Origin of the sequence: Nocardia sp. NBC_01329, from assembly GCF_035956715.1 — a bacterium.
GTDB lineage: Bacteria > Actinomycetota > Actinomycetes > Mycobacteriales > Mycobacteriaceae > Nocardia.
The window spans coordinates 2,334,282-2,360,605 of the sequence record NZ_CP108381.1; the positions used below are offsets into that span (position 1 = coordinate 2,334,282).

The 26,324-nt window shown below is 66.2% G+C and carries 22 protein-coding genes; 18 read left to right on the forward strand and 4 right to left on the reverse strand.

Going from position 1 to position 26,324, the window contains the following annotated elements:
* Positions 1 to 6 precede the first annotated feature (6 nt).
* The 5 genes from OG405_RS10985 to OG405_RS11005 all read left to right on the forward strand — a co-directional run bounded on the left by OG405_RS10985 (position 7) and on the right by OG405_RS11005 (position 7,801).
* Positions 7 to 1,386: an ABC transporter substrate-binding protein gene (locus OG405_RS10985; protein WP_327151515.1), complete on the forward strand. Its 1,380-nt coding sequence runs from the start codon at positions 7 to 9 to the stop codon at positions 1,384 to 1,386.
* A complete protein-coding gene (locus OG405_RS10990) occupies positions 1,383 to 2,234 on the forward strand; it encodes an ABC transporter permease (protein ID WP_327151516.1) in 852 nt (283 codons plus the stop codon). The genes OG405_RS10985 and OG405_RS10990 overlap by 4 nt, the downstream gene beginning before the upstream one ends.
* Entirely contained in the window at positions 2,231 to 2,998 is a 768-nt protein-coding gene (locus OG405_RS10995; RefSeq protein ID WP_327151517.1) for an ABC transporter ATP-binding protein, read from the forward strand. Before OG405_RS10990 ends, OG405_RS10995 begins: the two co-directional genes overlap by 4 nt.
* Positions 2,995 to 5,694 carry a fumarate reductase/succinate dehydrogenase flavoprotein subunit gene (locus OG405_RS11000; RefSeq protein ID WP_327151518.1) on the forward strand — a complete coding sequence of 900 codons (2,700 nt, stop codon included), beginning with the start codon at positions 2,995 to 2,997 and terminating at the stop codon, positions 5,692 to 5,694. The genes OG405_RS10995 and OG405_RS11000 overlap by 4 nt, the downstream gene beginning before the upstream one ends.
* Before the next feature lie 907 nt (positions 5,695 to 6,601).
* The gene (locus OG405_RS11005) at positions 6,602 to 7,801 is read left to right on the forward strand and encodes a TIGR03618 family F420-dependent PPOX class oxidoreductase (protein WP_327151519.1); all 1,200 of its coding nucleotides are present in this window, start codon (positions 6,602 to 6,604) and stop codon (positions 7,799 to 7,801) included.
* Between the two features lie 698 nt (positions 7,802 to 8,499).
* Here the strand turns inward: OG405_RS11005 and OG405_RS11010 are convergent.
* Positions 8,500 to 9,858 (reverse strand): cytochrome P450, encoded by a 1,359-nt coding sequence (locus OG405_RS11010; protein WP_327151520.1) that lies wholly within the window; start codon positions 9,856 to 9,858, stop codon positions 8,500 to 8,502.
* Between the two features lie 203 nt (positions 9,859 to 10,061).
* Between OG405_RS11010 and OG405_RS11015 the strand changes: the two genes are divergently transcribed.
* The 10 genes from OG405_RS11015 to OG405_RS11060 all read left to right on the forward strand — a co-directional run bounded on the left by OG405_RS11015 (position 10,062) and on the right by OG405_RS11060 (position 19,978).
* Positions 10,062 to 10,958, forward strand: coding sequence for an SDR family NAD(P)-dependent oxidoreductase (locus tag OG405_RS11015; protein ID WP_327151521.1), 897 nt, complete (start codon positions 10,062 to 10,064; stop codon positions 10,956 to 10,958).
* The gene (locus OG405_RS11020; RefSeq protein ID WP_327151522.1) at positions 10,955 to 12,040 is read left to right on the forward strand and encodes a TIGR03857 family LLM class F420-dependent oxidoreductase; all 1,086 of its coding nucleotides are present in this window, start codon (positions 10,955 to 10,957) and stop codon (positions 12,038 to 12,040) included. The genes OG405_RS11015 and OG405_RS11020 overlap by 4 nt, the downstream gene beginning before the upstream one ends.
* A complete protein-coding gene (locus OG405_RS11025) occupies positions 12,037 to 13,125 on the forward strand; it encodes a phosphotransferase family protein (RefSeq protein ID WP_327151523.1) in 1,089 nt (362 codons plus the stop codon). Before OG405_RS11020 ends, OG405_RS11025 begins: the two co-directional genes overlap by 4 nt.
* A 143-nt stretch (positions 13,126 to 13,268) precedes the next feature.
* Positions 13,269 to 14,429 (forward strand): LLM class flavin-dependent oxidoreductase, encoded by a 1,161-nt coding sequence (locus OG405_RS11030; RefSeq protein ID WP_327151524.1) that lies wholly within the window; start codon positions 13,269 to 13,271, stop codon positions 14,427 to 14,429.
* Positions 14,426 to 14,905, forward strand: a complete 480-nt coding sequence (locus OG405_RS11035; protein ID WP_327151525.1) for a MarR family winged helix-turn-helix transcriptional regulator — start codon at positions 14,426 to 14,428, stop codon at positions 14,903 to 14,905. Before OG405_RS11030 ends, OG405_RS11035 begins: the two co-directional genes overlap by 4 nt.
* Positions 14,902 to 15,606, forward strand: a complete 705-nt coding sequence (locus OG405_RS11040) for a CE1759 family FMN reductase (protein WP_327151526.1) — start codon at positions 14,902 to 14,904, stop codon at positions 15,604 to 15,606. Before OG405_RS11035 ends, OG405_RS11040 begins: the two co-directional genes overlap by 4 nt.
* Before the next feature lie 84 nt (positions 15,607 to 15,690).
* The gene (locus tag OG405_RS11045; protein WP_327151527.1) at positions 15,691 to 16,461 is read left to right on the forward strand and encodes a trimeric intracellular cation channel family protein; all 771 of its coding nucleotides are present in this window, start codon (positions 15,691 to 15,693) and stop codon (positions 16,459 to 16,461) included.
* Between the two features lie 102 nt (positions 16,462 to 16,563).
* Positions 16,564 to 17,013: a helix-turn-helix transcriptional regulator gene (locus OG405_RS11050; RefSeq protein ID WP_327151528.1), complete on the forward strand. Its 450-nt coding sequence runs from the start codon at positions 16,564 to 16,566 to the stop codon at positions 17,011 to 17,013.
* Between the two features lie 5 nt (positions 17,014 to 17,018).
* Positions 17,019 to 17,429 carry a VOC family protein gene (locus OG405_RS11055; protein WP_327151529.1) on the forward strand — a complete coding sequence of 137 codons (411 nt, stop codon included), beginning with the start codon at positions 17,019 to 17,021 and terminating at the stop codon, positions 17,427 to 17,429.
* 158 nt (positions 17,430 to 17,587) lie between these two features.
* Entirely contained in the window at positions 17,588 to 19,978 is a 2,391-nt protein-coding gene (locus OG405_RS11060; RefSeq protein ID WP_327151530.1) for an excinuclease ABC subunit UvrA, read from the forward strand.
* Positions 19,979 to 19,985: 7 nt separating this feature from the next.
* Here the strand turns inward: OG405_RS11060 and OG405_RS11065 are convergent, their stop codons facing one another.
* From OG405_RS11065 to OG405_RS11075, 3 genes are all read right to left on the reverse strand, one after another.
* The gene (locus OG405_RS11065) at positions 19,986 to 21,584 is read right to left on the reverse strand and encodes a serine hydrolase (protein WP_327151531.1); all 1,599 of its coding nucleotides are present in this window, start codon (positions 21,582 to 21,584) and stop codon (positions 19,986 to 19,988) included.
* A 124-nt stretch (positions 21,585 to 21,708) separates the two neighbouring features.
* Positions 21,709 to 22,170, reverse strand: a complete 462-nt coding sequence (locus tag OG405_RS11070; RefSeq protein ID WP_327151532.1) for a VOC family protein — start codon at positions 22,168 to 22,170, stop codon at positions 21,709 to 21,711.
* Positions 22,167 to 22,754, reverse strand: a complete 588-nt coding sequence (locus OG405_RS11075; RefSeq protein ID WP_327151534.1) for a DinB family protein — start codon at positions 22,752 to 22,754, stop codon at positions 22,167 to 22,169. The genes OG405_RS11070 and OG405_RS11075 overlap by 4 nt, the downstream gene beginning before the upstream one ends.
* Positions 22,755 to 23,369: 615 nt before the next feature.
* Between OG405_RS11075 and OG405_RS11080 the strand changes: the two genes are divergently transcribed.
* The 3 genes from OG405_RS11080 to OG405_RS11090 are packed head-to-tail and all read left to right on the forward strand — an operon-like array spanning position 23,370 to position 26,276.
* Positions 23,370 to 24,476, forward strand: a complete 1,107-nt coding sequence (locus tag OG405_RS11080; protein ID WP_327151535.1) for a tyrosine-type recombinase/integrase — start codon at positions 23,370 to 23,372, stop codon at positions 24,474 to 24,476.
* Complete coding sequence (locus tag OG405_RS11085) at positions 24,473 to 24,805, forward strand: helix-turn-helix domain-containing protein (protein ID WP_327151536.1); 333 nt, start codon at positions 24,473 to 24,475, stop codon at positions 24,803 to 24,805. Before OG405_RS11080 ends, OG405_RS11085 begins: the two co-directional genes overlap by 4 nt.
* Positions 24,795 to 26,276 carry a hypothetical protein gene (locus OG405_RS11090; RefSeq protein ID WP_327151537.1) on the forward strand — a complete coding sequence of 494 codons (1,482 nt, stop codon included), beginning with the start codon at positions 24,795 to 24,797 and terminating at the stop codon, positions 26,274 to 26,276. Before OG405_RS11085 ends, OG405_RS11090 begins: the two co-directional genes overlap by 11 nt.
* Positions 26,277 to 26,324: the final 48 nt, after the last annotated feature.

Genomic DNA, 26,324 nt, shown 5'->3' on the forward strand with positions numbered 1-26,324 from the left:
CCTCTTATGACCGCTCTGAAACGCCTGGCCGTGCTGGCCGCCACCGCGGCCCTGGCCCTCACCGGCTGCTCACTGGAAGAAGCCCCCGACGGCGATACCGTCACCGTCGTCGTCGGCTACCAGTCCAAAACCATCAATACCGTCACCGCGGGCACCCTGCTGCGCGCCCAGGGATACCTGGAACAGCGACTCCGGCAGATCACCGAGAACGGTGGGCCCGCCTACACAGTCGACTGGCAGGACTACGACACCGGCGCCCCCATCACCGCGCAGATGGTGGCCGAGAAGATCGATATCGGTTCGATGGGCGACTATCCGCTGCTCATCAACGGCTCCCGCACCCAGGCCGGAGAACGTTCCCGCACCGAATTCCTCTCCGTCACCGGCTACCACCCCGAAGGCGCGCTGAACATGGTCGTGGTGCCGCCGGACTCGCCGCTCACCGGAATCGGTGACCTCGCCGGGAAGAAGGTTTCGGCCAGCGTCGGTTCGGCCGGGCACGGCACCCTGGTGCAGGCCCTCACCCGCGCCGGGGTCGACCCGGCCGGTGGTGTGGAGGTGCTGAACCAGCAGCCGCAGGTCGGAGCATCGGCGCTGGAATCCGGCCAGGTCGCCGCCCTGTCCCAGTTCGTGGCGTGGCCCGGCTTGCTGGTGTTCCAGGACAAGGCGAAACTGCTCTACGACGGTGCCGAACTGAATGTGCCGACCTTCCACGGGGTGGTCGCCCGCGAGCACTACACCGCCGAACATCCCGAAGTGGTGGACGCTTTCCTGCAGGCGCAACTCGACGCCACCGAATTCCTGTGGCAGCAGCCATTGGAAGCCGCGCGGATCGTGGCCGAGGATTCGGGTCTGCCGCAGGAGGTCGTCTACCTGTACAACGGCCCCGGCGGCACCTCGTTCGACACCACCCTGAAACCGAGTCTGATCTCCGCTTTCCGAGACGATGTGCGGTACCTGAAGTCGATCGGCGATTTCGCCGGCCTGGACATCGACGGTTTCGTCGACGACCAGCGACTGCGCGCGGCCTTCGCCGCCCGCGGACAGGACTACGACAGGGCCCTGGCCGATACGACCAACCACACCACCGGTTCCGGTACCGAACTGTGGCTAGACGGCCAGGCCACCACCCAGCCGGCCGGTGACCCGACCGAACTGCTGCGCGCCGTCGCCGACGCTCGCGCCCAGGGTTCGAAGATCCGCGCCGCGTATATCGTCGACACCGAACTCGGCACCCGCTGGTTCGCCGATAAGGCGGTCTGGCTGCGCGACGGAAACATTTTCGCGCCCTTCACCACCCAGGCGGCCGCGCAACGCTACCGGCAGGCCCATCCCGCCGCCGTGCCGGTGACCTACGACCAAGCCGTCGCAGGAGCCCGGTCATGACCGTGGCGACCACCCTTCCCGCCGCACCGCAGGCCACCGCCACCGTGCCGGCGCGTCTGCGCGCCCGGTCGGTGTGGCCTGGCCGGTTGCTGCGACTCGGCTCGGTCCTGGCCGCGATCCTGCTCTGGCAGCTACTGACCAGCGCCGATATCCGGCTGTGGCTACGTTTCGACACCCTGCCCTCGGTGACCGAGGTGGTCACCGCATTCGGGCGGCAACTCGGCACCGACGTCTACTACCTGGACTTGGCGCAATCCCTGATCCGCATCCTCACCGGTTTCGGTATCGCCACGGTCCTCGGCGTCACCAGCGGTATCGCCCTGGGCCGCTCGCGGCTGTTCGCCGGGATCCTGGGCCCGCTGACCGAACTGGCCCGGCCGATCCCGGCCATCGCGGTCGTGCCGATCGCCATCCTGCTGTTCCCCGACGACGAAACCGGCATCGTGTTCATCACCAGCCTCGCCGCCTACTTCCCGATCATGGTCAGCACCCGGCACGCAGTCCGCGCCCTGCCGACCCTGTGGGAGGACTCGGTGCGCACCCTGGGCGGTAACCGGTGGGATGTGCTGCTGCGGGTGGTGTTCCCCGGTGCGCTTCCCGGGATCTTCGGTGGGCTGTCGGTCGGGATCGGTGTCGCCTGGATCTGCCTGGTGTCGGCGGAGATGATCTCCGGACGGCTCGGGGTCGGCTATCGCACTTGGCAGGCCTACACGATCGTCGACTATCCGGGGGTCTTCGTCGGGATCATCACCATCGGCATCCTCGGTTTCGGTACCTCGGCAGCGATCGAACTGGCCGGCCGCCGGGTCACCCGCTGGCTGCCGCGCGGAGAGGAGAACAAACGATGACCACCACACTCACCACCGAAACCCACGCCGCCGAAACCGGCACTCCCGGTATGAGCCTGCGCCTCGACGCTCTCTCGCTGTCCTACACCGGCGACCCCGTGATCGAGCGGCTCTCCCTGGACGTGCGGCCCGGCGAGATCCTCGTCCTCACCGGCCCCTCCGGCTGCGGGAAATCCACGGTCCTGCGGGCGCTGGCCGGTCTGCTGCCACCCGACTCCGGCCGCATCCTCGCCGACGGGGAACCGGTCATCACCACCTCCCGCGACCGTGCTGTGGTGTTCCAGGACAATGCGCTGCTGCCGTGGCGCAGTGTCCGCGCCAATATCGAACTGGCGCTGCGGCTGCGGGGTGAGCCCAAGGCCGGGCGCCGCGCCACCGCGGACCGCTGGATCGAGGAGGTCGGGCTCACCGGGTTCGCCGATTTCCTGCCCAAGAGCCTGTCCGGCGGGATGCGGCAACGCGTGCAACTCGCCCGCGGCCTCGCCGGGGCGCCGCGCGCGGTGATGATGGACGAACCGTTCGGCGCGCTGGACACCCAGACCCGGGCCACCATGCAGCGGCTGCTGATCGAGACCTGGCGAACTCACCCCACCACCATCGTGTTCGTCACACACGATGTGGACGAGGCACTGCTGCTCGGTGACCGGGTCGCCGTCCTCGGGCGCGCCGGGAAACCGTTGCGCGCCCTGATCGATGTTCCGAATCCGCGTGCGGCCGCCGACCGGCAGCCGCAGCGCGACCGACTCGTGGAGGCTCTGTCGTGACCGCACCCACCCTGTTCGCGGCGCCGGATCTCGCCGATACGGTACGCCTGGACTGCGATGTGCTGGTCATCGGCGGTGGTACCGCCGGAACTATGGCCGCGCTCACCGCCGCCGAACAGGGCGCGAACGTGCTGCTCCTGGAAAAAGCCCATGTCCGGCATTCCGGTGCGCTGGCCATGGGGATGGACGGCGTCAACAATGCCGTCATCCCCGGGAAAGCCGAACCGGAAGATTACGTCGCCGAGATCACCCGCGCCAACGACGGCATCGTCGACCAGCGCACCGTGTACCAGACCGCGACCCGCGGTTTCGCGATGGTGCAGCGCCTGGAGAAGTACGGCGTCAAATTCGAGAAAGACGAATACGGCGAGTACGCGGTCCGCCGCGTGCACCGGTCGGGCTCCTACGTGCTGCCCATGCCCGAGGGCAAGGATGTGAAGAAGGCCCTCTACCGGGTGCTGCGGCAGCGCAAGATGCGGGAGAAGATCCGGATCGAGAACCGGCTCATGCCGGTCCGGGTGCTCACCGACGGCGGCCGGGCCGTCGGCGCGGCCGCACTGAATACGCGCACCGGGGAATTCGTCACGGTCGGTGCGAAAGCCGTGATCCTCGCGACCGGACCGTGCGGCCGGCTGGGACTCCCGGCGTCGGGTTACCTGTACGGCACCTACGAGAACCCCACCAACGCCGGTGACGGCTATTCGATGGCCTATCACGCGGGCGCCGAACTCAGCGGTATCGAATGCTTCCAGATCAACCCGCTGATCAAGGACTACAACGGTCCCGCCTGCGCCTATGTCGCCAACCCGTTCGGCGGCTACCAGGTGAACGCGCAGGGGGAGCGGTTCGTCGATTCCGACTACTGGTCGGGGCAGATGATCGCCGAGGTCAAACGGGAGATCGATTCCGCGCGCGGCCCTATCTACCTGAAGGTGTCGCATCTGCCGGACGAGACGCTGACGGCGCTCGAAGACATCCTGCACACCACCGAACGCCCGACCCGCGGCACCTTCCACGCCAACCGCGGCCACGATTACCGCACCCACGATATCGAGATGCACATCTCCGAAATCGGTTTGTGCGGCGGGCATTCCGCATCCGGTGTCTGGGTCGACGAGAACGCCCGCACCACCGTCCCCGGCCTATACGCGGCCGGTGATCTGGCATGCGTCCCGCACAACTATATGATCGGCGCCTTCGTCTTCGGCGAACTCGCCGGCGCGCACGCCGCCGGCACGCTGGCCGATACCGCGGCTCCCGCAGATCTGCCCACCGATCAAGTGGCCGCCGCCCACGAACTCGTCTACCGGCCGCTGCGCCATCCGGACGGCCCACCGCAACCGCAGGTCGAATACAAACTGCGCCGATTCGTCAACGACTATGTGGCACCGCCGAAAACCGCGGCGAAACTCTCGCTGGCAGTGGAAACCTTCGAACGGATGCGCGACGATCTCGCCGAGATGGGCGCGCGTACCCCGCACGAACTCATGCGGGCGGCCGAGGTCTCCTTCATCCGCGACTGCGCGGAAATGGCGGCCCGTAGTTCACTGACCCGCACCGAATCCCGGTGGGGTCTCTACCACGAACGCGCCGACCTGCCGGAACGCGACGACGTCGCCTGGCGCTATCACCTGAACCTGTGCAAGGGTGCCGACGGCACGATGCAGTTCCTCAAACGCCCGGTCGCCCCGTATCTGGTGCCGGTTCCCGGGCTCGACGATCTGCCGTCCCTGGGCGATCCGGTGCCGGTCGAGCAACCCGAACTCGTCGGCCACCGCCGCGCCCCGAGCAGTCCAGCCCCCGCATCCCGGGCCGCCGCACCCGAACCGGCGCCCACTGCTTCGCCCCGGTTGCTCGCGCTGCTGGCGCTGGACGCTCCCACTGCCGGGGAATTGGCGGAATACCTTTCCGACAGTGACGAACGGGTCCGGGTCGCGGCGATCGCGGCCCTCACCGAGAACACCCCCGACGGTTTCGCGGCACTGCTGGTCGGTGCGCTCGACGATGGCGCCGCACCGGTGCGTGCCGCCGCCGCGGCCGCGCTGCGTGAACTGGTGGAGGTGCTGCCGTCCGCCGAGGGTCTCGCCGAACGACTGCTATCGGTGGATCCGGTCGTCCGCGCGGTCGTACTCGACCTGTTGCGCGCTGCCCGCGCGGGTAAGGCAGCCGACTACCGTACGGCCCTGGCGGACCCCGACCACCGGGTGCGGATCGCTGCGGTGCGGGCGCTGGTCTCATTGGACGAATACGACGCGCTGGCCGTCGCCGCCGCCGATACCGACCGTGAGGTCCGGATCGCCGCCGCGCAGGGTCTGGCCACCATCGGCACCGGCGGCGCGGAGACCGTGCGCGGACTGGTCATCGACCGTGACCCGCTGGTGCGGGCGGCGGCACTGGCCGCGTTCGCCGATATCGGCGCCACCGAACCCGATATCGCCTCCTGCGCCGCGGCGCTGCGCGATACCGCCTGGCAGGTCCGGGTGGGCGCGGCCAAAGGGCTCGCCGGCGCCGAACCCGGCCCGGCTATCACCGAGCTGGCCGCCGCGCTCACCGACCCCCACCTGGACGTCCGTAAGGCCGCGGTCCTCGCGCTGGCGTCGTGGCCGGATCACGAACCGGCCCATGACCTGCTCCGCAAAGCCGTCGACGACCCGGACGCCGACGTCCGCGCCTACGCTCGCCGCGCGGTGGCGTAGTCGGGCAGCGGTGCCGCATCGTCGGAGTTTGCCGGCATCCCCGCTGATGAACGCGCGGTAATGCCGATGTGCGGACATCGAGCTGTCGGACAGCACCGGATCGGTCACCGGGTTCTGATCGGCCGGCCAGGTCCCTGAGCTCATGCAAACCGGCGAGAACCCGGGAACGGTTGTCGGCCTGTTTCATCCAGCGTGCCAGCCTGGCGAACATCGCCATGGTCGGACGCAGCGGGCCGCGTTCACGCAGCCGGGCGCCGACGTACGCGACCGGCCCGGCACCGACGATCGCGACCCGCAGTGGCCCCAAGTACTTGGCGAGCCGTCACACCGGCGGTGGTGGGGGTTCCGGTAGTAATCGCACGGAAAACACAGGCTATTGCTGTCGTACACACCGACCAGGCCGGTTCGTTCGGCCCAGTCGGGTCCGAATCGGATACAAGGTTGGACGGCGGGTTCACTGCGTAGGCAAGGTGATCGTCGTGTCGCAACTGGAAGATCCGCGCCACCGCCGATGCTCGGTCGGGGTCCACGATGAGTCGGGGACTTGGTGCGGCCTTCCTGTCGTTTGGCCGCGATTGGGTGTGGCACTCGCTCGCTGACGTAGCCGTGGAGTGGTTTGTCGATGTTCCAGCCTTGTTCGGCGTGTTCGCGGTAGCCCTCCCAGAACTGTCCGAATGCGTGGCGCAGGAACCGTCAGCCACAACTCGTTCATGCGACGCACCAGGATCCGGGTGGCTGCTTCTCCGAGAGGAAGATCTACCCTCCTCCGCCGAGGCAGTCTGATCAGTACGATAAAATGAACCAATGAGTTCAGAAGTCAATACGCGGCAATCCCACTCCGCATTCGGTAGCGCCGAAGTGGGAACTACAGTGGTCTTCGGCGGTACAGACGGGATCGGCAAAGCCCGTGGCGCTCGACCGGCTGGCCCGAGGGCAGCGGGTCGCTGTCATCGGCCGCGATCCAGAGAAGGGCCGCGCATTCCTGGCCGAAGCGACGGCACTCGGATGGATTGATCAGGCATATTTCGTGCCCGCCGATTTGAGCTCGGTGGCGGAGACAAGACAGGCGATCGAGCAACTCAGAGTCAGGTTCACCAGGGTGGATGCGGTGGTGTTGTGCGCCAGGCACTACCGCTCCACCCGAGCGGTCACCACCGAAGGTTTCGAGTACACATTCGCGCTGTTCTATCTGAGCCGATTCGTGATCAGCTACGAGATGCTGGACCTACTCGAAGCGGCTGAACGACCGTTGATTCTCAACATCGCCGGACCCGGCAGCGGGACCGACGAGATCCGCTGGGATGACTTGGGGAGCGAGACCGACTATCACGGAATGCGGGCGATGGCGCAAGGCGGTCAACTCAACGACCTCCTCGGGATCGAGTTCGCCCGGCGGCACTCATCACGGAAGGTTCGCTATGTGCTGCTACACCCGGGCATGGTGAACACCAATTTTTCCGGGGACTACGACCCTTCGACCGCCGCGCAGGTCGAGGCGATGCGAGCGAGCGCGCAGCCCATCGAACAAGCCATCGTGCCGATCCTCGAAGTGCTCGCCAACCCACCCCAGGAGTCGTTGACCGCCATCGTGACCGGTCAACGACTCGATGTGGATGGGACAGCTTTCGACACGGACGCGGCCCGAAGGCTGTTCACCGAGACCGTCACGCTGCTGGGCAGGGTAGCCGACGCCGCGCCGGGGGTCTCGCCGGACCGGTTGCGCCGCGTCCTCGATTCACCGGTGTTCGCCACTGTCGCCACCCTGCAGCCCGACAACAGCCCCCATCAGTCGGTCGTGTGGGTGGCCCGAGACGGTGAGGACGTGCTGTTCATCGTCGCCGTGGGCAGTCGCAAAGAACAAAACCTGCGCCGCGACCCGCGGGTGAGCGTGTTGATCAGTCCTCCCGAGGCGCCCTACACATATGCCGCGATCAGCGGAATCGCAACATTGAGTACCGAAGGCGCCCACGAACTTCGCGATCAGCTCGCCCTCGAATACACAGGCCAGACCTTTGCCGAGCACAACCCCGACGCCGCAGCGCGGCACGGAGACGTAGCCATCACCACCGTCCGGGTCCGACCACAGAAGGTCGTCGGACGACTCTGACCTCCATAGCCGCGCCGCGAGACAACCCGCCGCTCTGTGATCCGGTGCTGGACGATGCCTCGCCAGAGCACGAGGAAGACGGCAACAATCGGCCGATTTGCACCGTTACATCACGGTCCTCAGATCGGATACAAACCCACGATGACCATGCCTTTTGAACCGCCCCGGGTTTGGTGCTCACCTTCTTTCTCGGGAAAGATGGACAGATCATGCCTGCGAAGTACGACGAAGCGACCAAGGCCAAGGCTGTCCGGCTGGTATCGACCATCGTGGCGACTAGGACAGCTAGTGGGCCGCGATGAAACGGTCTCGGCCCTGCTGGAGATGACCACCGACACCCTGCGCAAGTGGTCCGGCAGGCCGAGATCGATCGTGTGACTCCGAGGGAGCGACGGCAGGGCGGCGCGGACGATCCGTGAGCAGAGACGTAAGATCGCCGAACTCGAACAGGCCATCGAAATCCTTTCTGCACCCGGGGCGGTTCAGTCGCCGGTCAGCGCGACAGCTGCGCCACACGTCTGCGCGCTTCGGCCTCCAGCGCGCGGTCGCCCTCCTCGTACAGGACCTCAGAGCGCGGATAAGCGCTGGTCGAGGCAACTTCGTTGTTTTTCGCGCGATTACTACCGGAACCCCTGGTGGTGACAGGTTCGGCCACAACTGGCGTCGTTGCAGGAGCGCTGGGTGATGGCGTAGGCCGTCTAGTTTCCCGGCTGCCTGCGGCGGTACCGCACCCGGCACGGCTGCTGCAACTGCACGACCATCTTGGAGTGATCGTTGCGGTAGGTTTCCGAGGGCTGCAGCATCTCGAATTCCCAGTCCCGCAGCAGCACCGAGAAGATCGCTTTGAGTTGCATCAGCGCGAAGGCCGCGCCGACACAGCGGTGGCGGCCGGCGCCGAACGGGATCCAGGTCCAGCGGTTGATCAGGTCTTCCTGGTTGGGGTCGATATAGCGGCCGGGATCGAAGCTGTCCGGGTTCGGGAAATCCTCGGCCAGCCGGTTGGAAATCGCGGGGGTCGCCGCCACATGATCACCGGGCTCGATCCGGTTTCCGCACACTTCGAACACGCCCTGGGCGACCCGCATGAGAATGATGAGCGGGGGATGCAGCCGCAACGTCTCCTTGAGTACCGCCTCCAGTTGCGGGATCTGGCGCAGCGCGTGGAAGCTCACCTCCTGGCCGTCGGCGTAGAGCTCGTCGAGTTCCTTCACCACGCCGGACAGTGCTTCCGGGTGGCGCAGTAGCTCGATCACCGACCAGGCGGCAGTGCCGGAGGTGGTGTGGTGCCCGGCGAACATCATCGAGATGAAGATGCCGGTGACCTCGCTGGCGCTGAAATGTGGAGTGCCGTCCTCTTTCTGCACCGACACCAGCACATCCAGGAGGTCGCGGTCCTCTTTGTCGGCCGGCGGGTTCGCGATCCGTCCGTTCATGATTTCCTGGACGAGTTCTACCAGGGCGGCGCGGGATTCGTCCCGGATCCGGAAGCTCTCGATCGGCATGTACGGGTCCACATAGGCCAGCGCGTCGGTTCCGCGTTCCAGATTGTGGTAGAGCTGTGCGAACCGGCTGTCGAGTTCCTCCCGGAACTTGGTGCCGATCAGGCAGGCCGAGGATGTGTAGATGGTGAGTTCGGCGAAGAAGTCGAGCAGGTCGATCTCACCCTCGTCGCCCCAGGTCGCCAGCATCCGGTCGACTTCTTTCTCGATGGTCGCCGCGTGCCCGCGCATCTGGTCGCCGCGCAGTGCGGAGTTGTGCAGCATCTCCTTGCGCCGTTCCGGGCTGGCGTCGAATACCACGCCTTCGCCGAAAATCGGTTTCATGAAGGGGTAGGCCGCGGCCTGGTCGAGGTCCTCGTCGGCGGCGCGGAAGAAGAATTCGTTCGCTTCGGCACCGGTGAGCAGGACGACGTGGCGGCCGGCGAGTTCGAACTGGCCGACGTTCCCGCATTCTTCCCGTACCCGGCGCATCAGCGCGATCGGGTCGGTCCGGAATTCCTCCAGGTGGCCGTGTTCGTGTTCGCCTCCGGACACCCGCGGCGGTTTCACCGAAGTCATGTGGAAATCCTTCCCCAGATTGCTGTCCAGGATCTATGGTAGACACCTGTCTGGACAGTACTACGGGGTGTTGTGTGCGGGCAAGGTGCACGACTGTCTGCGCAACGCCTCGACCGACCACCGGCGCGCGGTCGGGATGCGATACTGTCCGGACACCTGTACGGAATAGTGTTCGGGTGAGAGAGGCGGGTGAGAACAGGCCCATGAGCGGAAACCAGACCCTGTGGGGACGCGGCGCCGTAGTCGTCGGCGCCACCAGCGGCATCGGCCACGCCGTCGCCCACGCCCTGGCCGGACACGGCGCCGGCGTGGTCGTCAACGGACGCAACGCCCCCGCAGTCGAACGCACAGTCAACTCCCTGACCCTCGCCGGGCACCGCGCCATCGGCGTCACCGGCAGCGCCGCCGACGAAACCACCGCCACCGAACTCGTCGACACCTGCGTCCGCACCTTCGGCGCCGTCGACGTCCTCGTCAACTGCGCGGGCATCGCCGAACCCACCGGATCCTCCATCCTCGACGTCAGCACCCGCGATTGGCGCGCCCTGCTCGACTCCCACCTCACCACCACGTTCAACACCTGCCGAGCCGCCGCCCCGAAAATGGTCGCCCAGGGGCGCGGCAGCATCATCAACACCAGCTCCTTCGCCTATCTGGGCGACTACGGCGGCACCGGGTACGCCGCGGGCAAAGGCGCGGTCAACTCCCTGACCCTCGCCATCGCCGCGGAACTCGCCGAACACAAGGTTCGCGCCAACGTCATCTGCCCGGGCGCGAAAACCCGGCTCTCCAGCGGCTTCGACTACGAAGCCAAGATCATGGAGCTCTACCGCCGCGGCATGCTCGACGAGATCAGCAAGAACGCCGCCCTCGACGCTCCGCCCGCCGACTACGTCGCCCAGCTCTACCTTTACCTCGCCGGCGCCGCCGCCGCACAGGTTACCGGGCAGATCTTCGTCGCCGCGGGCGGATTCGTCGGCCGCTACGACCGTCCCACGCCCAGCATCCTCGGCTTCCGCGACCACAACGACACCCCGCCCTGGACTCAGGACGAACTGCACCGCATGATCGGCGGCCGCGACGCCGGGGCGTCGAAGTGACCGAATTCCCCGAACTCGGCTGCTACGGCCTCGCCGGACACGCCACCGACCCGCACATCCTGCTCGACGAAGCCCGCGACGCCGAACGACTCGGCCTCGGCGCCATGTTCCTGTCCGAACGCTTCAACACCAAAGAAGCCTTCGCCCTCGCCGCCGCCGCAGGCGCGGTGACCACCGACCTGGGTATCTGTACCGCCGCCACCAACCACAACACCCGGCACCCGCTGATCACCGCCTCCGGTGCGGTCACCCTGCACCGACTGACCCAGGGGCGCTACAGCTTGGGCCTCGGCCGCGGCTTCGGCGCTCTCTTCGATGTCATCGGCCTACCGCGGATCACCTCCGCCCAGCTGCGCGACGCCGCCGAGCTCTACCGACGACTCTGGCGCGGCGAGACCGTCGTCGGGCACGACGGGCCCGCCGGGAAATACCCGATCCTGCACCTGAACCCCACCTACGACGAAGCCATTCCGATCACCCTCACCGCGATCGGCGACAACACCCTGCGTCTCGCCGGACAGATCGCCGACTCCGTCGTCCTGCACACCTTCTTCACCGACGACACCACCGCCCACGCCGTCGACACCATCCGCGGTGCCGCCGAAGCCGCCGATCGCGACCCCGCGGCAATCCGCGTCTGGTCGGTGCTGGCCGTGGTGGACGACAGTCAGGGCGAAACCGCCCGCCTGCGCAAACTCGTCGGCCGCCTCGGCACCTACCTGCAGGGGTACGGCGATGTCCTGGCCCAGGCCAACGGCTGGGACCCACAGGTGCTCGACGACTTCCGCGCGCACCCCCTGGTCACCGGAGCCGGTGGTGCCCTCGACGCCGTCGCCGACACCACCACCCTCGCCGCTGTCGAAGATCTGCTGCCCGCCGAATGGCTCGCCGCCTCCGCCACCGGAACACCCGGACAATGCGCCGCACGGATCGCCGACCAGTTCGACGCCGGCGCCGACGGAGTCATCCTGCACGGCAACACCCCCACCGAACTCGCTCCCGTCCTCGACGCGTGGCGGCGGCGCCGCACCCCTGCCCGGTTCGCCGGCCTGCCCACCAACCCCGGCAGGAGCCGCGCATGACCAGCCCCACCGATATCGCCGACCTCACCCCCGAATGGCTCACCGCCATCCTCGGCCGCCGTGTCACCGCTGTCACCACCGAACCGGTCGGCACCGGCCAGATCGGCACCGTGCACCGGCTACGGCTCACCGGAGATGCCGTGCCGGAACAATTGCTCGCCAAACTCCCCGCCGCCGATCCGGGCGTCCGCGCCATGCTGGCTGGCGCCTACCGTCAGGAAGTCCGCTTCTACACCGATATCGCGTCCACCGTCGCTGTCCGCACCCCGCGTTGCCACCATGCCGAGATGCACAGCGACGGAGCCGAATTCGTTCTACTGCTGGAAGATCTCGCACCCGCTCGCCAAGGTGACCAGATCGCCGGCTGCCCGGTCGATCACGCCCATTCGGCCGTGGCCAACCTCGCGGGCTTGCACGCACCCCGCTGGTGCGACGAGACGCTGCTCGACATCGAGGGTTTCACCCGCAACGAGCCGGAAGAGGCGGAAACGCTGCGCGAGCTCTACGCGCCCACCACCGATATCTTTTTCGACCGCCTCGGCGACCGGCTCACCGACGAGGATCGCGACACCCTGCGGGCCTGCGGCGAGGTCATCGCCGACTGGTTGGTGGCCCGTCCCGAGCGGTTCGGGCTCGTCCACGGTGACTACCGCCTGGACAACCTACTGTTCGGTCCGGGAAACACCCCGGAGGTGACCGCGGTCGACTGGCAAACGGTCAACCTCGGTCTACCGGCGCGCGACCTCGCCTATTTCGTCACCACCGGCCTCGACCCCGGAATCCGCCGGACCGTCGAGAAGGGCCTGGTTGCGACATATCATCAGCGCCTCACCGAACTGGGTGTCACCGAATACACCCGCGAGGACTGCTGGCAGGACTACCGGTTCGCCGCCCTCCAGGGGCCGCTGGTGACGGTGTTCGGCGCCGCCTACGGCACCGCGTCGGAACGCGGCGACACCATGTTCGCCGCCATGATCCGCCGCAGCTGTACCGCGATCCGCGATCTGGATTCCCTGTCGCAGCGACCGGCCCCGCTGCGCTCGCCCGAGCCCGGCCCGGTCAGTGGTGAGCCGAACCGGGCCTGATGTCTCGGGGCGCGATGGCCGCGGTGACGCGATCTGCCGGGGCGCCATCGCGGCGGACCGAGTACACGGCACGGAATAACTCCACCCACTCCACCGTTCAAGTAGATGCAAACGCATAGAAACTACGGTGGGAGTGACACAAGATGCAGTTCGGAATCTTCTCGGTCAGCGATATCACCCGCGACCCCGTGACAGGCGTGACACCCAGCGAAGCGGAACGGATCGACGCGATCGTGCAGATCGCCCGCAAAACCGAAGAGGTCGGCCTCGACGTCTTCGCCATCGGCGAGCACCACAACCCGCCGTTCTTCTCCTCCTCACCGACCACGCTGCTCGGGCATATCGCCGCCACCACCGAACGGCTGATCCTCACCACCGCGACCACCCTGATCACCACCAACGATCCGGTGAAGATCGCCGAGGACTACGCCATGCTGCAACACCTGTCCAAGGGCCGCATGGACCTGATGCTCGGCCGCGGCAACACCGGACCCGTCTACCCCTGGTTCGGCAAGGACATCCGCGCCGGACTACCGCTGGCCCTGGAGAACTACAACCTGCTGCACCGGCTGTGGCGCGAAGATGTCGTCGATTGGGAAGGCAACTACCGCACCCCGCTACAGAGCTTCACCGCCACCCCGCGCCCCCTCGACGGCGTACCGCCGTTCGTCTGGCACGGATCCATCCGCACTCCGGAGATCGCCGAACAAGCCGCCTACTACGGCAACGGGTTCTTCGCCAACCACATCTTCTGGCCCACCGCCCACTCGCTGCAGCTCATCGAGTTCTACCGGCAGCGTTTCGAACACTACGGGCACGGAACCAAGAAACAGGCCATCGTCGGACTCGGCGGACAGGCCTATATCGCCGAGAAATCCCAGGACGCCCGGAACGAGTTCCGTCCCTACTTCAACGAAGCCCCCGTATACGGCAACGGCCCCTCCCTGGAGGACTTCGCCGAAATGACCCCGCTGTCGGTCGGCAGCCCGCAGGAGATCATCGACAAAACCCTCACCTTCCACGACACCTTCGGCGACTACCAGCGCCAATTGTGGCTGATGGACCACGCCGGGCTGCCACTGAAAACCGTACTGAACCAGCTCGACCTGCTCGGTGCGGAAGTGGTCCCCGTCCTGCGCAAGGAACTCGACGCCCGCCGCGATCCCGAATCCGCGCCCGCGCCCACCCACCTCGCCCGCGTCGCCGCCGAATACGGCGACAACCCGGCCCGGCAGGCCCGCCCCAACGCCAACCAGGGCGACAACCTGGCCGGCGCCAGCCCGTACCAGGACGCCACCGCATGAGCGAGACCGGCCCCGGCCGCGAAAAGACCAGAACCAGCGGACGGCTCGCCAACGACGCCTGGGAAACGGTACTGACCGCGCACGCGGTCCTGATGAAACAGTTCGCGGCACAGGACGTGTGGAACGGGCTCACCATGCGCGAATACGACGTCCTCTACACACTGTCCAAATGCCCCGAACCCATCCGGCCCGCCGAACTGAACCGGCACGTCCTGCTCACCCAGCCGGCGCTGTCACGGATGGTGGACCGGCTCATCGAACGCGGCCTCGTGCAACGCACCCCCGACCCGCACGACGGCCGCGGGGTCCGGCTCTCCCTCACCACCGAGGGCCGGACCCGGCAGCGCCGCATCGGCGGCCGCCACGCCGTCGGCGTCGCCCGAGCCCTCACCGGAGCCCTCAGCGACGACGAACTACGCACCCTCGAACACCTCTGCGGCAAACTCGCCGACACCACGAAAAGGAACGAGATATGACAACCACCAACGGCCAGGGCACCACCCCCTACCGGCTGGTCGTGGTCAGCGGCGGCACGAGCAACCCGTCCTCGACCCGGATGCTCGCCGACCGCGTCTCCGCACGCGCCGGCGAACTCGCCCGCCGCCGCGGCGCCACCGTCACCATCGACGTCATCGAATTGCGGGAACTGGCCACCGAGATCACCACCGCGCTCGTCTCCCAGCTCATGGGCCCGAAAATGACCGCCGCGATCGACACCCTCACCGCCGCCGACGGTCTGATCGTCGCCGCACCCGTCTACAAGGCCGCACCCAGCGGGCTGCTCACCTCCTTCTTCCACGTCCTCGACAACGACCTGCTGATCGCGAAACCGGTCATCCTGGCCGCCACCGCCGGCACCGCCCGGCACGCACTGGTCGTCGACGAACAGATGCGCGCCCTGTTCGCTTTCCTGCGCACCATGACAGTGCCCACCTCACTGTTCGCCGCCTCCGAAGACTGGAGCGACAACGACCTGAACAAACGCATCGACCGCGCCGCCCTCGAACTGGTCCTGCTGATGGAAAGCGGATTCGCCCACCAAGTCAAAGACCAATCATGGAACAGCTACCAGCACAGCTTCGGTAGCGCCGGGGGCAGCGAAACCACCGTCGACCTCGACACCGACCTCATGCGGCTCGCCACCGGTGGGGGAGCGGCCGTGAAACCGCGCGTCTGACCACCCGCCAGACGCTGTGGTCCACCTCACTCACGGCACCCGCCACCCCCGAAAAACCGTCCGTCCCCGTGTTAGTTTGCTCCGGTGACCGCGCCGATCGACACCCTCGACCAGGTCACCAGATATCTCGACCTCGCCGGTGTCTTCGCCTGCGCCATGCTCGGCGGCGCGGTATCCCGCACCGAAGGACTCGACCTGTTCGGATTCCTGGTCGTCGGTATCGTCTCCGGACTCGGCGGCGGCATCATCCGCGACACCCTGCTCCAACAAGGACCACCGGTAGCGCTCACCGACTACGCCTACCTGCCCACCGCCGTCGCCGGAACCCTCATCGCATTCCTCATCCACCTCAGCGAACACTCCTGGGACCGGCTGTTCACCGCCCTCGATGCCGCCGTCATCGGCTTCTGGGCGGTCACGGGCGCCCAGAAAACCCTCGCCGCGGGCCTCGGCTGGCTCCCCGCGGTACTCCTGGGCATCACCACCGCAGTAGGTGGCGGCGCCACCCGCGACGTCCTGCTCCGGCGGGTCCCGGCCGTCTTCGGCGGCAACGGCCTCTACGCCACCGTCGCCGCCGTCGTCGCAGGCACCATGGTCATCAGCACCTACCTCGGCGCCCCCGCAGTCGGCATCGTCGCCGGAATCTGCTGCTCCCTGCTGCTGCGCCTCGCCGCGGTCCGCTTCGGCTGGGGGCTGCCCAACGGACTGAACTGGCAGCCGCACACCCGCCTCGCCGCGGCCCTCCGCGGCCACCCCCCGCGTCGCCGCAGACGAAGCCGCGCATCCCGCCCGGAGACCGAGACAGGCAGCGCGACACCCGTCGGCGAACAGAACGGCAGTACCGACCACCTCTGACGCCGCACCTGCTCACCCCGAACCGCCCGTGCCCGGCGCTGCACCGACAACCCCACCGTTGGAAACTGGGCAACACTGGCGCGATATGGAACGATCGGCCACGTGACCAGCAGACCCACCGCGGAACAGCACCTCCGCGACCTCGCGCTGCTCCGCCGCGTCCGCGACCGGATGGACCGGGAGTACGCGCAACCTCTCGACCTCGAAGCACTCGCCCGCGGCGTGAACATGTCCGCCGGACATCTCAGCCGCCAGTTCAAACTCGCGTACGGCGAAGCACCCTACGGCTACCTCATGACCCGCCGCATCGAACGTGCCATGGCCCTGCTGCGCCGCGGCGACCTCAGCGTCACCGAGGTCTGCTTCGCCGTCGGCTGCTCCTCGCTGGGCACCTTCAGCACTCGCTTCACCGAACTCGTCGGGATGCCACCGAGCGCCTACCGACGCCAGGAGACCGACGCCACCGCGGGCATACCGTCGTGCACGGCGAAACAGGTGACCAGACCGATCAGGAATCGAGAAGCCCCGGTGACCGACCCGCAGCTAGCGTGATCGGCATGGACATCACCATTCACGCCAGCTACCTGCCGCAGAACGATCCCGAAGCCGCCATCGGGTTCTACCGCGACACCCTCGGCTTCGAAATCCGCAACGACGTCGGCTACAACGGCCTGCGCTGGATCACCGTCGGCCCGACCGGCCAACCAGGCACATCCATCGTCCTGCACCCACCGGCCGCCGACCCCGGCATCACCGACGACGAACGCAAAACCATCGCCGAAATGATGGCCAAAGGCACCTACGCGAGTATCAACCTCGCCACCGAAGACCTCGACGGGACCTTCGAACGCCTCCAGGCCGGAGACATCGAAATCGTGCAGGAACCCACCGACCAGCCCTACGGTATCCGCGACTGCGCCGTCCGCGACCCCGCAGGCAATATGGTCCGCATCCAGCAGTTGAGCTGACCACCGGACCGACACCACACAACTCTCCGGCCGACGCGAACGGCCGGAGAAACACCTGTTCACCACCGGCCCGCTGATACATTGCGGGCCGCCGAGAGAAGACCGCGCCGCTCCACCCGATCGGCCGGAGACAACGGCGACCGACCAGAGGGAGATAGATGAGCACCGCCACGAAGACCGGCACTCCGGCGTCCGCGACACACGCCGCCGACAGCCACGACCTGATCCGGGTCCAGGGCGCGCGCGTGAACAACCTCAAAGACGTCAGCGTGGAGATCCCGAAACGACGGCTCACCGTGTTCACCGGCGTCTCCGGCTCAGGTAAGAGCTCCCTGGTCTTCGCCACCATCGCCGCCGAATCCCAGCGGATGATCAACGAAACCTACAGCGCCTTCGTCCAAGGTTTCATGCCCACACTGTCCCGACCCGACGTCGACCTGCTCGAAGGCCTCACCACCGCGATCATCGTCGACCAGGAACGCATGGGCTCCAACCCGCGCTCCACCGTCGGCACCGCCACCGATGCCAACGCCATGCTGCGCATCCTGTTCAGCCGCCTCGGCGACCCGCATATCGGTTCACCCAACGCCTACTCCTTCAATATGCCGTCGGTCACCGCCAGCGGCGCCATCACCGTGCAGCGCGGCGCCAAAACGGTCTCCGAAAAAGCCACCTTCAGCCGCCTCGGCGGCATGTGCCCACGCTGCGAAGGGATGGGCTCGGTCACCGACTTCGATATGACCGCGCTCTACGACGAGAACCTCTCCCTCGACGACGGCGCCCTCACCGTCCCCGGCTACAGCATGGACGGCTGGTACGGCCGCATCTTCCGCGGCTGCGGCTTCTTCGACCCCGCCGAGCCGATCAAGAAGTTCACCAAGAAACAACTGCACGACCTGCTCTACAAAGAACCCACCAAGATCAAGGTCGAGGGCATCAACCTCACCTACGAAGGCCTCATCCCGAAAATCCAGAAATCGTTCCTGTCCAAAGACGTCGACGCCCTGCAACCCCACATCCGAGCCTTCGTCGAACGAGCCGTCACCTTCACCACCTGCCCCGAATGCGGCGGCACCCGGCTCACCAAAGAAGCCCTGTCCTCCACGATCAACGGCAAGAACATCGCCGACCTCTGCGCCATGCAGATCAGCGACCTCGCCGACTGGGTCCGCGAACTCGACGAACCCTCGGTCGCACCGCTGGTCAAAGGCCTGCAACACCTACTCGACTCGTTCACCGATATCGGACTCGGCTACCTCTCCCTGGAACGACCCTCCGGCACCCTGTCCGGGGGAGAGGCGCAACGCACCAAAATGATCCGCCACCTCGGCTCCTCGCTCACCGACGTCACCTACGTCTTCGACGAACCCACCATCGGCCTGCACCCGCACGATATCGCGCGCATGAACGACCTCCTGCGCCAACTGCGCGACAAAGGCAACACCGTACTCGTCGTCGAACACAAACCCGAAGCCATCGAAATCGCCGACCATATCGTCGATATCGGTCCGCGCGCCGGCAGCGAAGGCGGCCAGATCGTCTTCGAAGGCACCGTCGACGGACTCCGCGCCAGCAACACCCTCACCGGCCGCCACCTCGACGACCGTGCCGCCCTCAAGAAAACCGTGCGCACCCCGTCCGGCGCCCTCGAAGTGCGCGGCGCCGACGCCCACAACCTGCGCAACGTCGACGTCGACATTCCGCTCGGCACCCTCGTCGTCGTCACCGGCGTCGCCGGATCCGGTAAGAGCTCGCTGATCACCGGCTCGGTAACCGGACGAGACGGCGTCGTCACCATCGACCAGGGCGCCATCCGCGGCTCACGCCGCAGCAACCCTGCCACCTACACCGGCCTCCTCGACCCCATCCGCAAAGCATTCGCCAAAGCCAACGGCGTCAAACCCGCCCTCTTCAGCTCCAACTCCGAAGGCGCCTGCCCCACCTGCAACGGCGCCGGAGTCATCTACACCGACCTCGGCGTCATGGCCACCGTCGAATCCACCTGCGAAGAATGCGAAGGCAGGCGATTCCAGGCCGCAGTCCTGGAATACACGCTCGGCGGCCGCAATATCGCCGAAGTACTCGAGATGTCGGTCGCCGAAGCCGAAGAGTTCTTCGCCACCGGCGACGCCCGCATCCCCGCCGCCCACAAAATCCTCAACCGCCTCGCCGATGTCGGACTCGGCTACCTCCGCCTCGGCCAGCAACTCACCACCCTGTCCGGCGGTGAACGGCAGCGCATCAAACTGGCCACCCAGATGGCCGAAAAAGGCGGAATCTATGTCCTCGACGAACCCACCACCGGCCTGCACCTCGCCGACGTCGAACAACTGCTCGGACTCCTCGACCGGCTCGTCGACTCCGGTAAATCGGTGATCGTCATCGAACACCATCAGGCCGTGATGGCCCACGCCGACTGGATCATCGACCTCGGCCCCGGCGCCGGACACGACGGCGGCCGAATCGTCTTCGAAGGCACCCCCGCCGACCTTGTCGCCGACCGCGCCACCCTCACCGGCGAACACCTCGCCTCCTACATCGGCGCCTGACCAGATATCAGCGCACGAACGTACCGAACCCGTCCGAGTCGTAGAACTCCAGCCACAACCGGTCCCCGTCGAACCGGGCCTGCGAAATACTGCCCGGATTCGCACTCTCACCGACAGGGGAGAAGACGAACGTGTCACCGTCGCGATGCCGCAACGGCATCGCGACGTGCCGCGGCCCCATCGTCAACAACAGCGAATCGCCCTCCACCGACACCGACGCCGCACCGAAATAGTCATTTCCGTAACTGCCCGCATAATCCTCCAACGGCCGCTCCGGCGCGGGGGCAGCCGGCGGCGGCACCCCCACCAGCTCACCCGCCGGGGCGTTCAACTGCCCGAACGCCTTCGAATACAGCTCCCACCAGTTCTGCCGCACCTCACCGAACTGCACCAGATCCGAGAATTCCGCGTTCAATGTCTCCGGAACCCCGATCGGCGCCGCATTGGTCAGCGTCACAATCCCCACATTCGCCGACGGAATCATCGTCAGCGCCGTCGCCGCACCCTGATCGAACGCCCCCGAATGGCTCAACATCACCCGGCCCGCCGCCGAATTGCCCACATTGAAACCGAACCCGTAGTCGCCCGCCCGCGCATCCGGCTCACTCGGCGGCGACGACACCGATTGCGGCGACACCGCCGGTAACAGCGCCTCGGGCGCCACCAGCTGCTCACCGCCGTGCTTCCCGTTCGCCAGCACCATCATCATCCACTGCGCCATATCCGACACCGACGAACTGACACCACCGGCGGGGGACTGGGCATCGGGCTGACGGCCCGGCTGCGCCGGCCGGTACTCACCGTCCATCAGCACATGCCCCGAAGCCCGGTCACCGGCCGCCAGGAAATCGGCATACCGCGAACTGGTCGACGACATACCCAGCGGCCGGTAGATCGACTGCTCCGACAGCGCCGACCAGCGCTGCTTCGACGCATCCGCGACAGCCATCGCCGCCGCGGTAAGCCCGAAATTCGTATACGCGTAAGAATCACGGAACGGCGCCAACGGCAGCCTCCGCAACCGGTCCAGGATCTGAGCCCGGTCGAACCCCAGATCCTCCAACTTATCGCCCGCGTGCTCGGGCAGCCCCGAACGATGCGAATACAGGTCACCGACAGTCACATGATCACTCACATACGGGTCGCTCAACGCGAACCCCGGCGCCGGCTCCCGCACCGGCGTATCCCACTGCACCACGCCCGCCGCCACCTGACGCGCGACCACCGTGGCACCCACCGGTTTCGACAGCGACGCCAACTGGAACACCGTCTCGGGATTCACCGGCTGCCGCCCGTCGACATCCCGAACCCCGAAGCCCTGCTGGAACACCACCTCGCCGTCGTAGACAACGGCCACCGCCATACCCGGAATATTGGTGTTCCGCATCAGTTCGTCGGCCCGGTATTCGAGGGTGCCCAGAATGTGTTCCACCCGGCCGCGCGGAATGGCGACCCCCGCCGCCTGATCGGGCTGGGGTGCCTCCACCGACGTCGAAGGCGCGGCGGCCCCCGGGACCGGAGTCGGTTCCCGGTCGCCACACGCCGACACCAGACCCGCGGCAGAGATCGCCGCGACCCCGAGAGCTGCCACCCGCCGTCTGCGCATTGCCCGCCTCCGAGGTCGTCGCTGACCGAGCCCTGTCCGTGCGAGCCTAGCCCCAGCGGTTCGTCGCATCGGCGAACCGAACAGTGTCGGCTCGTCGCGGGGGAAGCGCCACCGTCCCGACGGTTCAGTCCAGGCAGAACTCGTTACCTTCGGGGTCGGCCATCACGATGAAGCCGGTTTCCATCGGGGGAGCGGGCTCGTGCCGACGGATCCGGGCCGCGCCCAGCGCCACCAGACGAGCACACTCGGTCTCCAAGGCCGCCATCCGCTCCTCACCCTGAAGTCCGGGAGCCGTCCGCACATCGAGATGGACGCGGTTCTTCGCGACCTTGTCCTCGGGCACCTGCTGGAAGAACAACCGCGGACCGTTCCCGGCCGGATCCTCGACGGCCGATCGCGTATTGCGCTGATCTTCCGGGACACCGATCCCGGCCAGGAAGTCATCCCACGCAGCGAGCGGATCGGCGCCCTCGGGCAGCTCGACACCGGGCGGACCCGGGTGAACATAGCCGAGTACCTCGCGCCAGAACGTGGACAGCGCTCGCGGATCATGGGCGTCGAAGGTGACCTGGATCTGGCGGCTCATCGGGTTGCTCCGTTCGCGGAAAGGTGAGTGTGCAGGTAGAGATCGCGCAGTAGGCAGACCTCGGACAGATGGTGGATCAGTTCGCGGTGGATGTGAAGCACCAGCGCCGCCACGGGCAGGTCGGGATACGGCTCGGCGTCACCGATCGGGTCCCGGAGCTCGGACGCGCCGATGGCGCGCACCCCCGCCAGCCAGGTATCGAGTTGGGTGCCCAGCTGATCGAGCGCACCGGCGGCGGTGCCCGCGTACTCCCACGTCTCGTACGATGCCGGGGCCGCACCGAAATGTGCCGCGTTACGGGCGGCGAGGACACCGACGATGACGTGGCCGAGCCGCCAGGCGATCGTGGTGAAGGGAGCCGGGACCGGCTGCGGGAAGGCGAAATCGATCGTGTGATCGCCCGCGCCCGCCTGCACCGGGGCCGTGGAGCTGCCTCGCGGCCGGACACTCCAGGCTTCCGGCACCGGCGACCAGAAGTACTCCTCATCGGTGAGCCCGGTGAGCCTGTCCCGCAGTTGATGGTTCCAGTGGAACTCCCATTGCTCGCGCAGTTGATGGTTCCAGTCGAATCCGTCTGCATCCATGGGGCAACTCTGGCACACCGAGCGGACAGGATCGGTCCACTATCTCTGGCGATGCAGGCCGCGATTTCACGGGTTCCGGATCCGGAAGGATTCATGAGCCAGGGATATCGGACCGGGTCCTCACTCACCTCCATTTCATCACAGGTGACGAAATGGAGGTAGGGGGAAGGATGTCCTGAAACGGCACCCGCCGTAACGCTTTCGGAGAATCGGCCGCATCGCACACGCCGGTAGTTCCGGGATATGGAAGGTCGGTTCCCATCGGACGAAACGCAGAGCGGTCCGGCGGATCCGTCCGCAGAACCCACTTCCGCTCGAACGCCGATAATCTACATTATGTCAACTTAAGCGCTGCGTATTGCATCAGATGAATCAGACGTACCTCCCCTGATCACCCCGGCGCCAACTCTCCGACTGCGTAAAACCCTGCTCCGACCTGGCGTGATCGACCCGCCGGGGCGCGTGTGGACCACCGGCCTAGTTGTATGCATCCGAGAAGGCGGCGGATGCACTTCAGCAAACGGCCCCGTAGCCAGCGCAGATACCCCTATGATTCATCCGGCGAATCAATGATTCATGAGATGAATCCGCTTTCTGGTCTTTGGGAGGATTGGGTTGGCTGTCGACAAGGTCGGTCGTGTGCGATTGGTCGAATCGGTTCCGCTGCTCCATCCAGAGCAGCAGACGGTGGACGAGATGCTCACTGGCTTCCGGAACCAGCAACTCGCCCGGAATTTGCAGGTATCCACGATCGACCAGCGGGAGCGCTTCGTGAAGCGATTCCTGGACTACACCAACGAATTTCCGTGGACATGGACACCGGCGCAGGTCGACGAGTTCTTCGGCGATCTGCGGTCGGTTAACCACGCCAAGCAATCGTCGATCCGCGGTTACAGTCAGGCGCTACGGCAGTTCTGCTCATATGTCAGCGATCCGGACTATGGGTGGGACCGAGTCTGTGAGCAGCGGTTTGGCACTCATCCGGCGCAGGTGTTCCACCGATGGAATACCGCCCAGCACGTCCAGGACAACGAATCGGATCCGAAGAAGCGGGCGTTCACGAAGCTGGAGTTGCAAGAATTTTTCGACTATTCCGACGATCAGGTCGCGCTGATCGCCGCGAGCGGCCGCAAGGGATATCTGCCGGCTTATCGGGACTCGGTGATGTTCAAGCTCGCCTATTCCTACGGGCTGCGATTCAACGAGCTGCGCCACCTGCAGACCATTGACTTCGCGCGGAATCCCCACGCGAAGGAATTCGGCCGCCACGGCCTGGTCCACGTCCGATACGGCAAGGCGAAACGAGGTTCAGCGCCGAAACGTCGCAGCGTATTGACTGTTTTCGCCTGGACACCCGAGATCATTACCGACTGGCTGACTCACGGCCAGCCTCATATGGACGACGGCATCGACTTGTTCCCGAGCGAGCGCAGCACTTTGGTTTCGGAGTCGACGTTGCTGAGGCGGTTCCGTCGATACTGCGACGTTCTGGGCTTCTCCCCCGGCTTGGACCTGCATTCGCTGCGTAGGTCGATGGCTACGCACCTGATCGAGGACGGTTGGGATCCGCTGTTCGTCCAGCAGCAGATGGGCCATGAGCACGCCAGCACGACGGCCCTATATACCTGTGTTTCCAGCGATTTTCGCACCCGCACGTTGCGGAAAGCATTGGACGCCACGGTGTCAGAGGCGCTGGGCTCGGATAAGGGAGAAGTGGTATGAAACGGGAAGTTGGCTACACCTGGCGCTTGGCCGAGCTGATGGCGCGCAATGGTATGCACAACAGCACCGAGCTGATGCCTCTGTTGCATGAGCGTGGAATCGAGCTATCGCGGCCGCAGGTTTATCGGCTGGTCAATCAACGACCCGAGCGGGTTTCACTGCAGATGATGGCGGCACTCTGCGACATCTTCGGCTGCGGCATCGAGGACCTGGTGGCGGTCACCGCGACCGATGTTCGGCGGCGGAAGGCCAGCTCGGAGACGAATGTCGTCGCACTGAACAAGGCGATACGGCCGAAACGCGCCAGGGTGATCAGCGATGCCGATTGATGTCAACGCTCGATCGACAACCCGAGGCCGACCGCGGACAACGGGCTCGTTCACCTGCGCCCGATGCCACCACAGCGCCAATAAACATCGGGTCGACTGGCCCGATGGCCGGATCTGCGGAACCTGTTTCCACCAGGCCATGCGAATGCGCGGCGTCTGTCCCGGCTGCAACGTCGAGCGGTTGCTTCCGGGGCGCGTTGACACCTATGACGATCCAGTCTGCGTTACTTGCGCCGGGATTCCGCGCAACTTCCATTGCGGAAGATGCGAAGTCGAGGGCGAGTTCTATCGGCACGGCATTTGCGCCCGATGCGCACTTCGCGAGGATCTGACCGGTCTCCTGCTTGACCACCCGTCCGACCCCAGCGCGATGGGTCGGCTCGTGGACGTGTTCTGCGCTGCCGATCGACCGGAGAGCATTCTCACCTGGAAACGATCGGCTGAGGTCCAAGATCTCCTACGCCGCCTATGCTCTGGAGAAATCCCGTTGACCCACGAGGCATTCGACACCGAAGGAGGCGGGCGGCGCGTCAACCACCTGCGGGCACTGCTCGAGCACCACGGCCTGTTGCCGTCACGGGACCGCCATCTGGCGAATTTCCAGGCCTGGATCGAGAAGAAACTCGACGCGATTACTGAGCTGTCAATCCGCCAACCGGTGGAGCAGTTCGCCAAATGGCATCATCTCGCACGTATCCGAGGAATGTCCGACGACGGCAAGAACACCCGAGGTCCGGCACATGCTTCCAAGCAGGAAATCACCGAGACCATCAAGTTCTTGACCTGGCTTCATGAGACGCACGCTGGCACCGCCAGCAGTTGCACTCAGCAGGACATCGATGAATGGCTCACGACCGGGCCTACCACCCGGCATTCGATACGGACATTCTTCGTCTGGGCAAGAGAGGCCCGGATGAACACGGCCGTCGCCATCGGATTTCGTCAGCCAAAGTCGGTTCCCCTCATCACTCAAGAACAGCGGATTGAATGGCTCCGCGAACTACTCACCGGCGACAGCGAGACGCTTTCCTGCCGGATCGCCGGCATACTGCTACTGCTCTACGCGCAGCCCCTCGTGAAGGTCGCGGCCTTAAAGACCACTGCCATCGTCGTGACACCTCACGAGATGTTGCTCTCACTGGGAATGGATCCGGTTACCGTTCCGAAGCCGTTCGACGAGCTTCTGCGGGCCCATCTTGCGAACCGGCCGAACTTGCGCACAGCTGGGGGCACCAGCGACTGGTTATTTCCGGGATATCGCGCGGGGCAGCACATCCATCCCACCTACCTCAGGAACCGGGTTCGGGCGCTCGGCATCGACCTGCTGGGCTCACGGAACACCGCACTTCGGACTCTGGTGGGCGCAGTGCCCGCGCCGCTGGTCGCCGAGATGCTCGGCTACAGCAACCAAGTCGCGCACCGCCACGCCGCACTGGCCGCCGAGCCCTGGGCTCGGTACGCGACGAAATGACCAAACAGGCCCAGTGAGCTAATGACTGGACGCTCCCCCTTGTGAGCG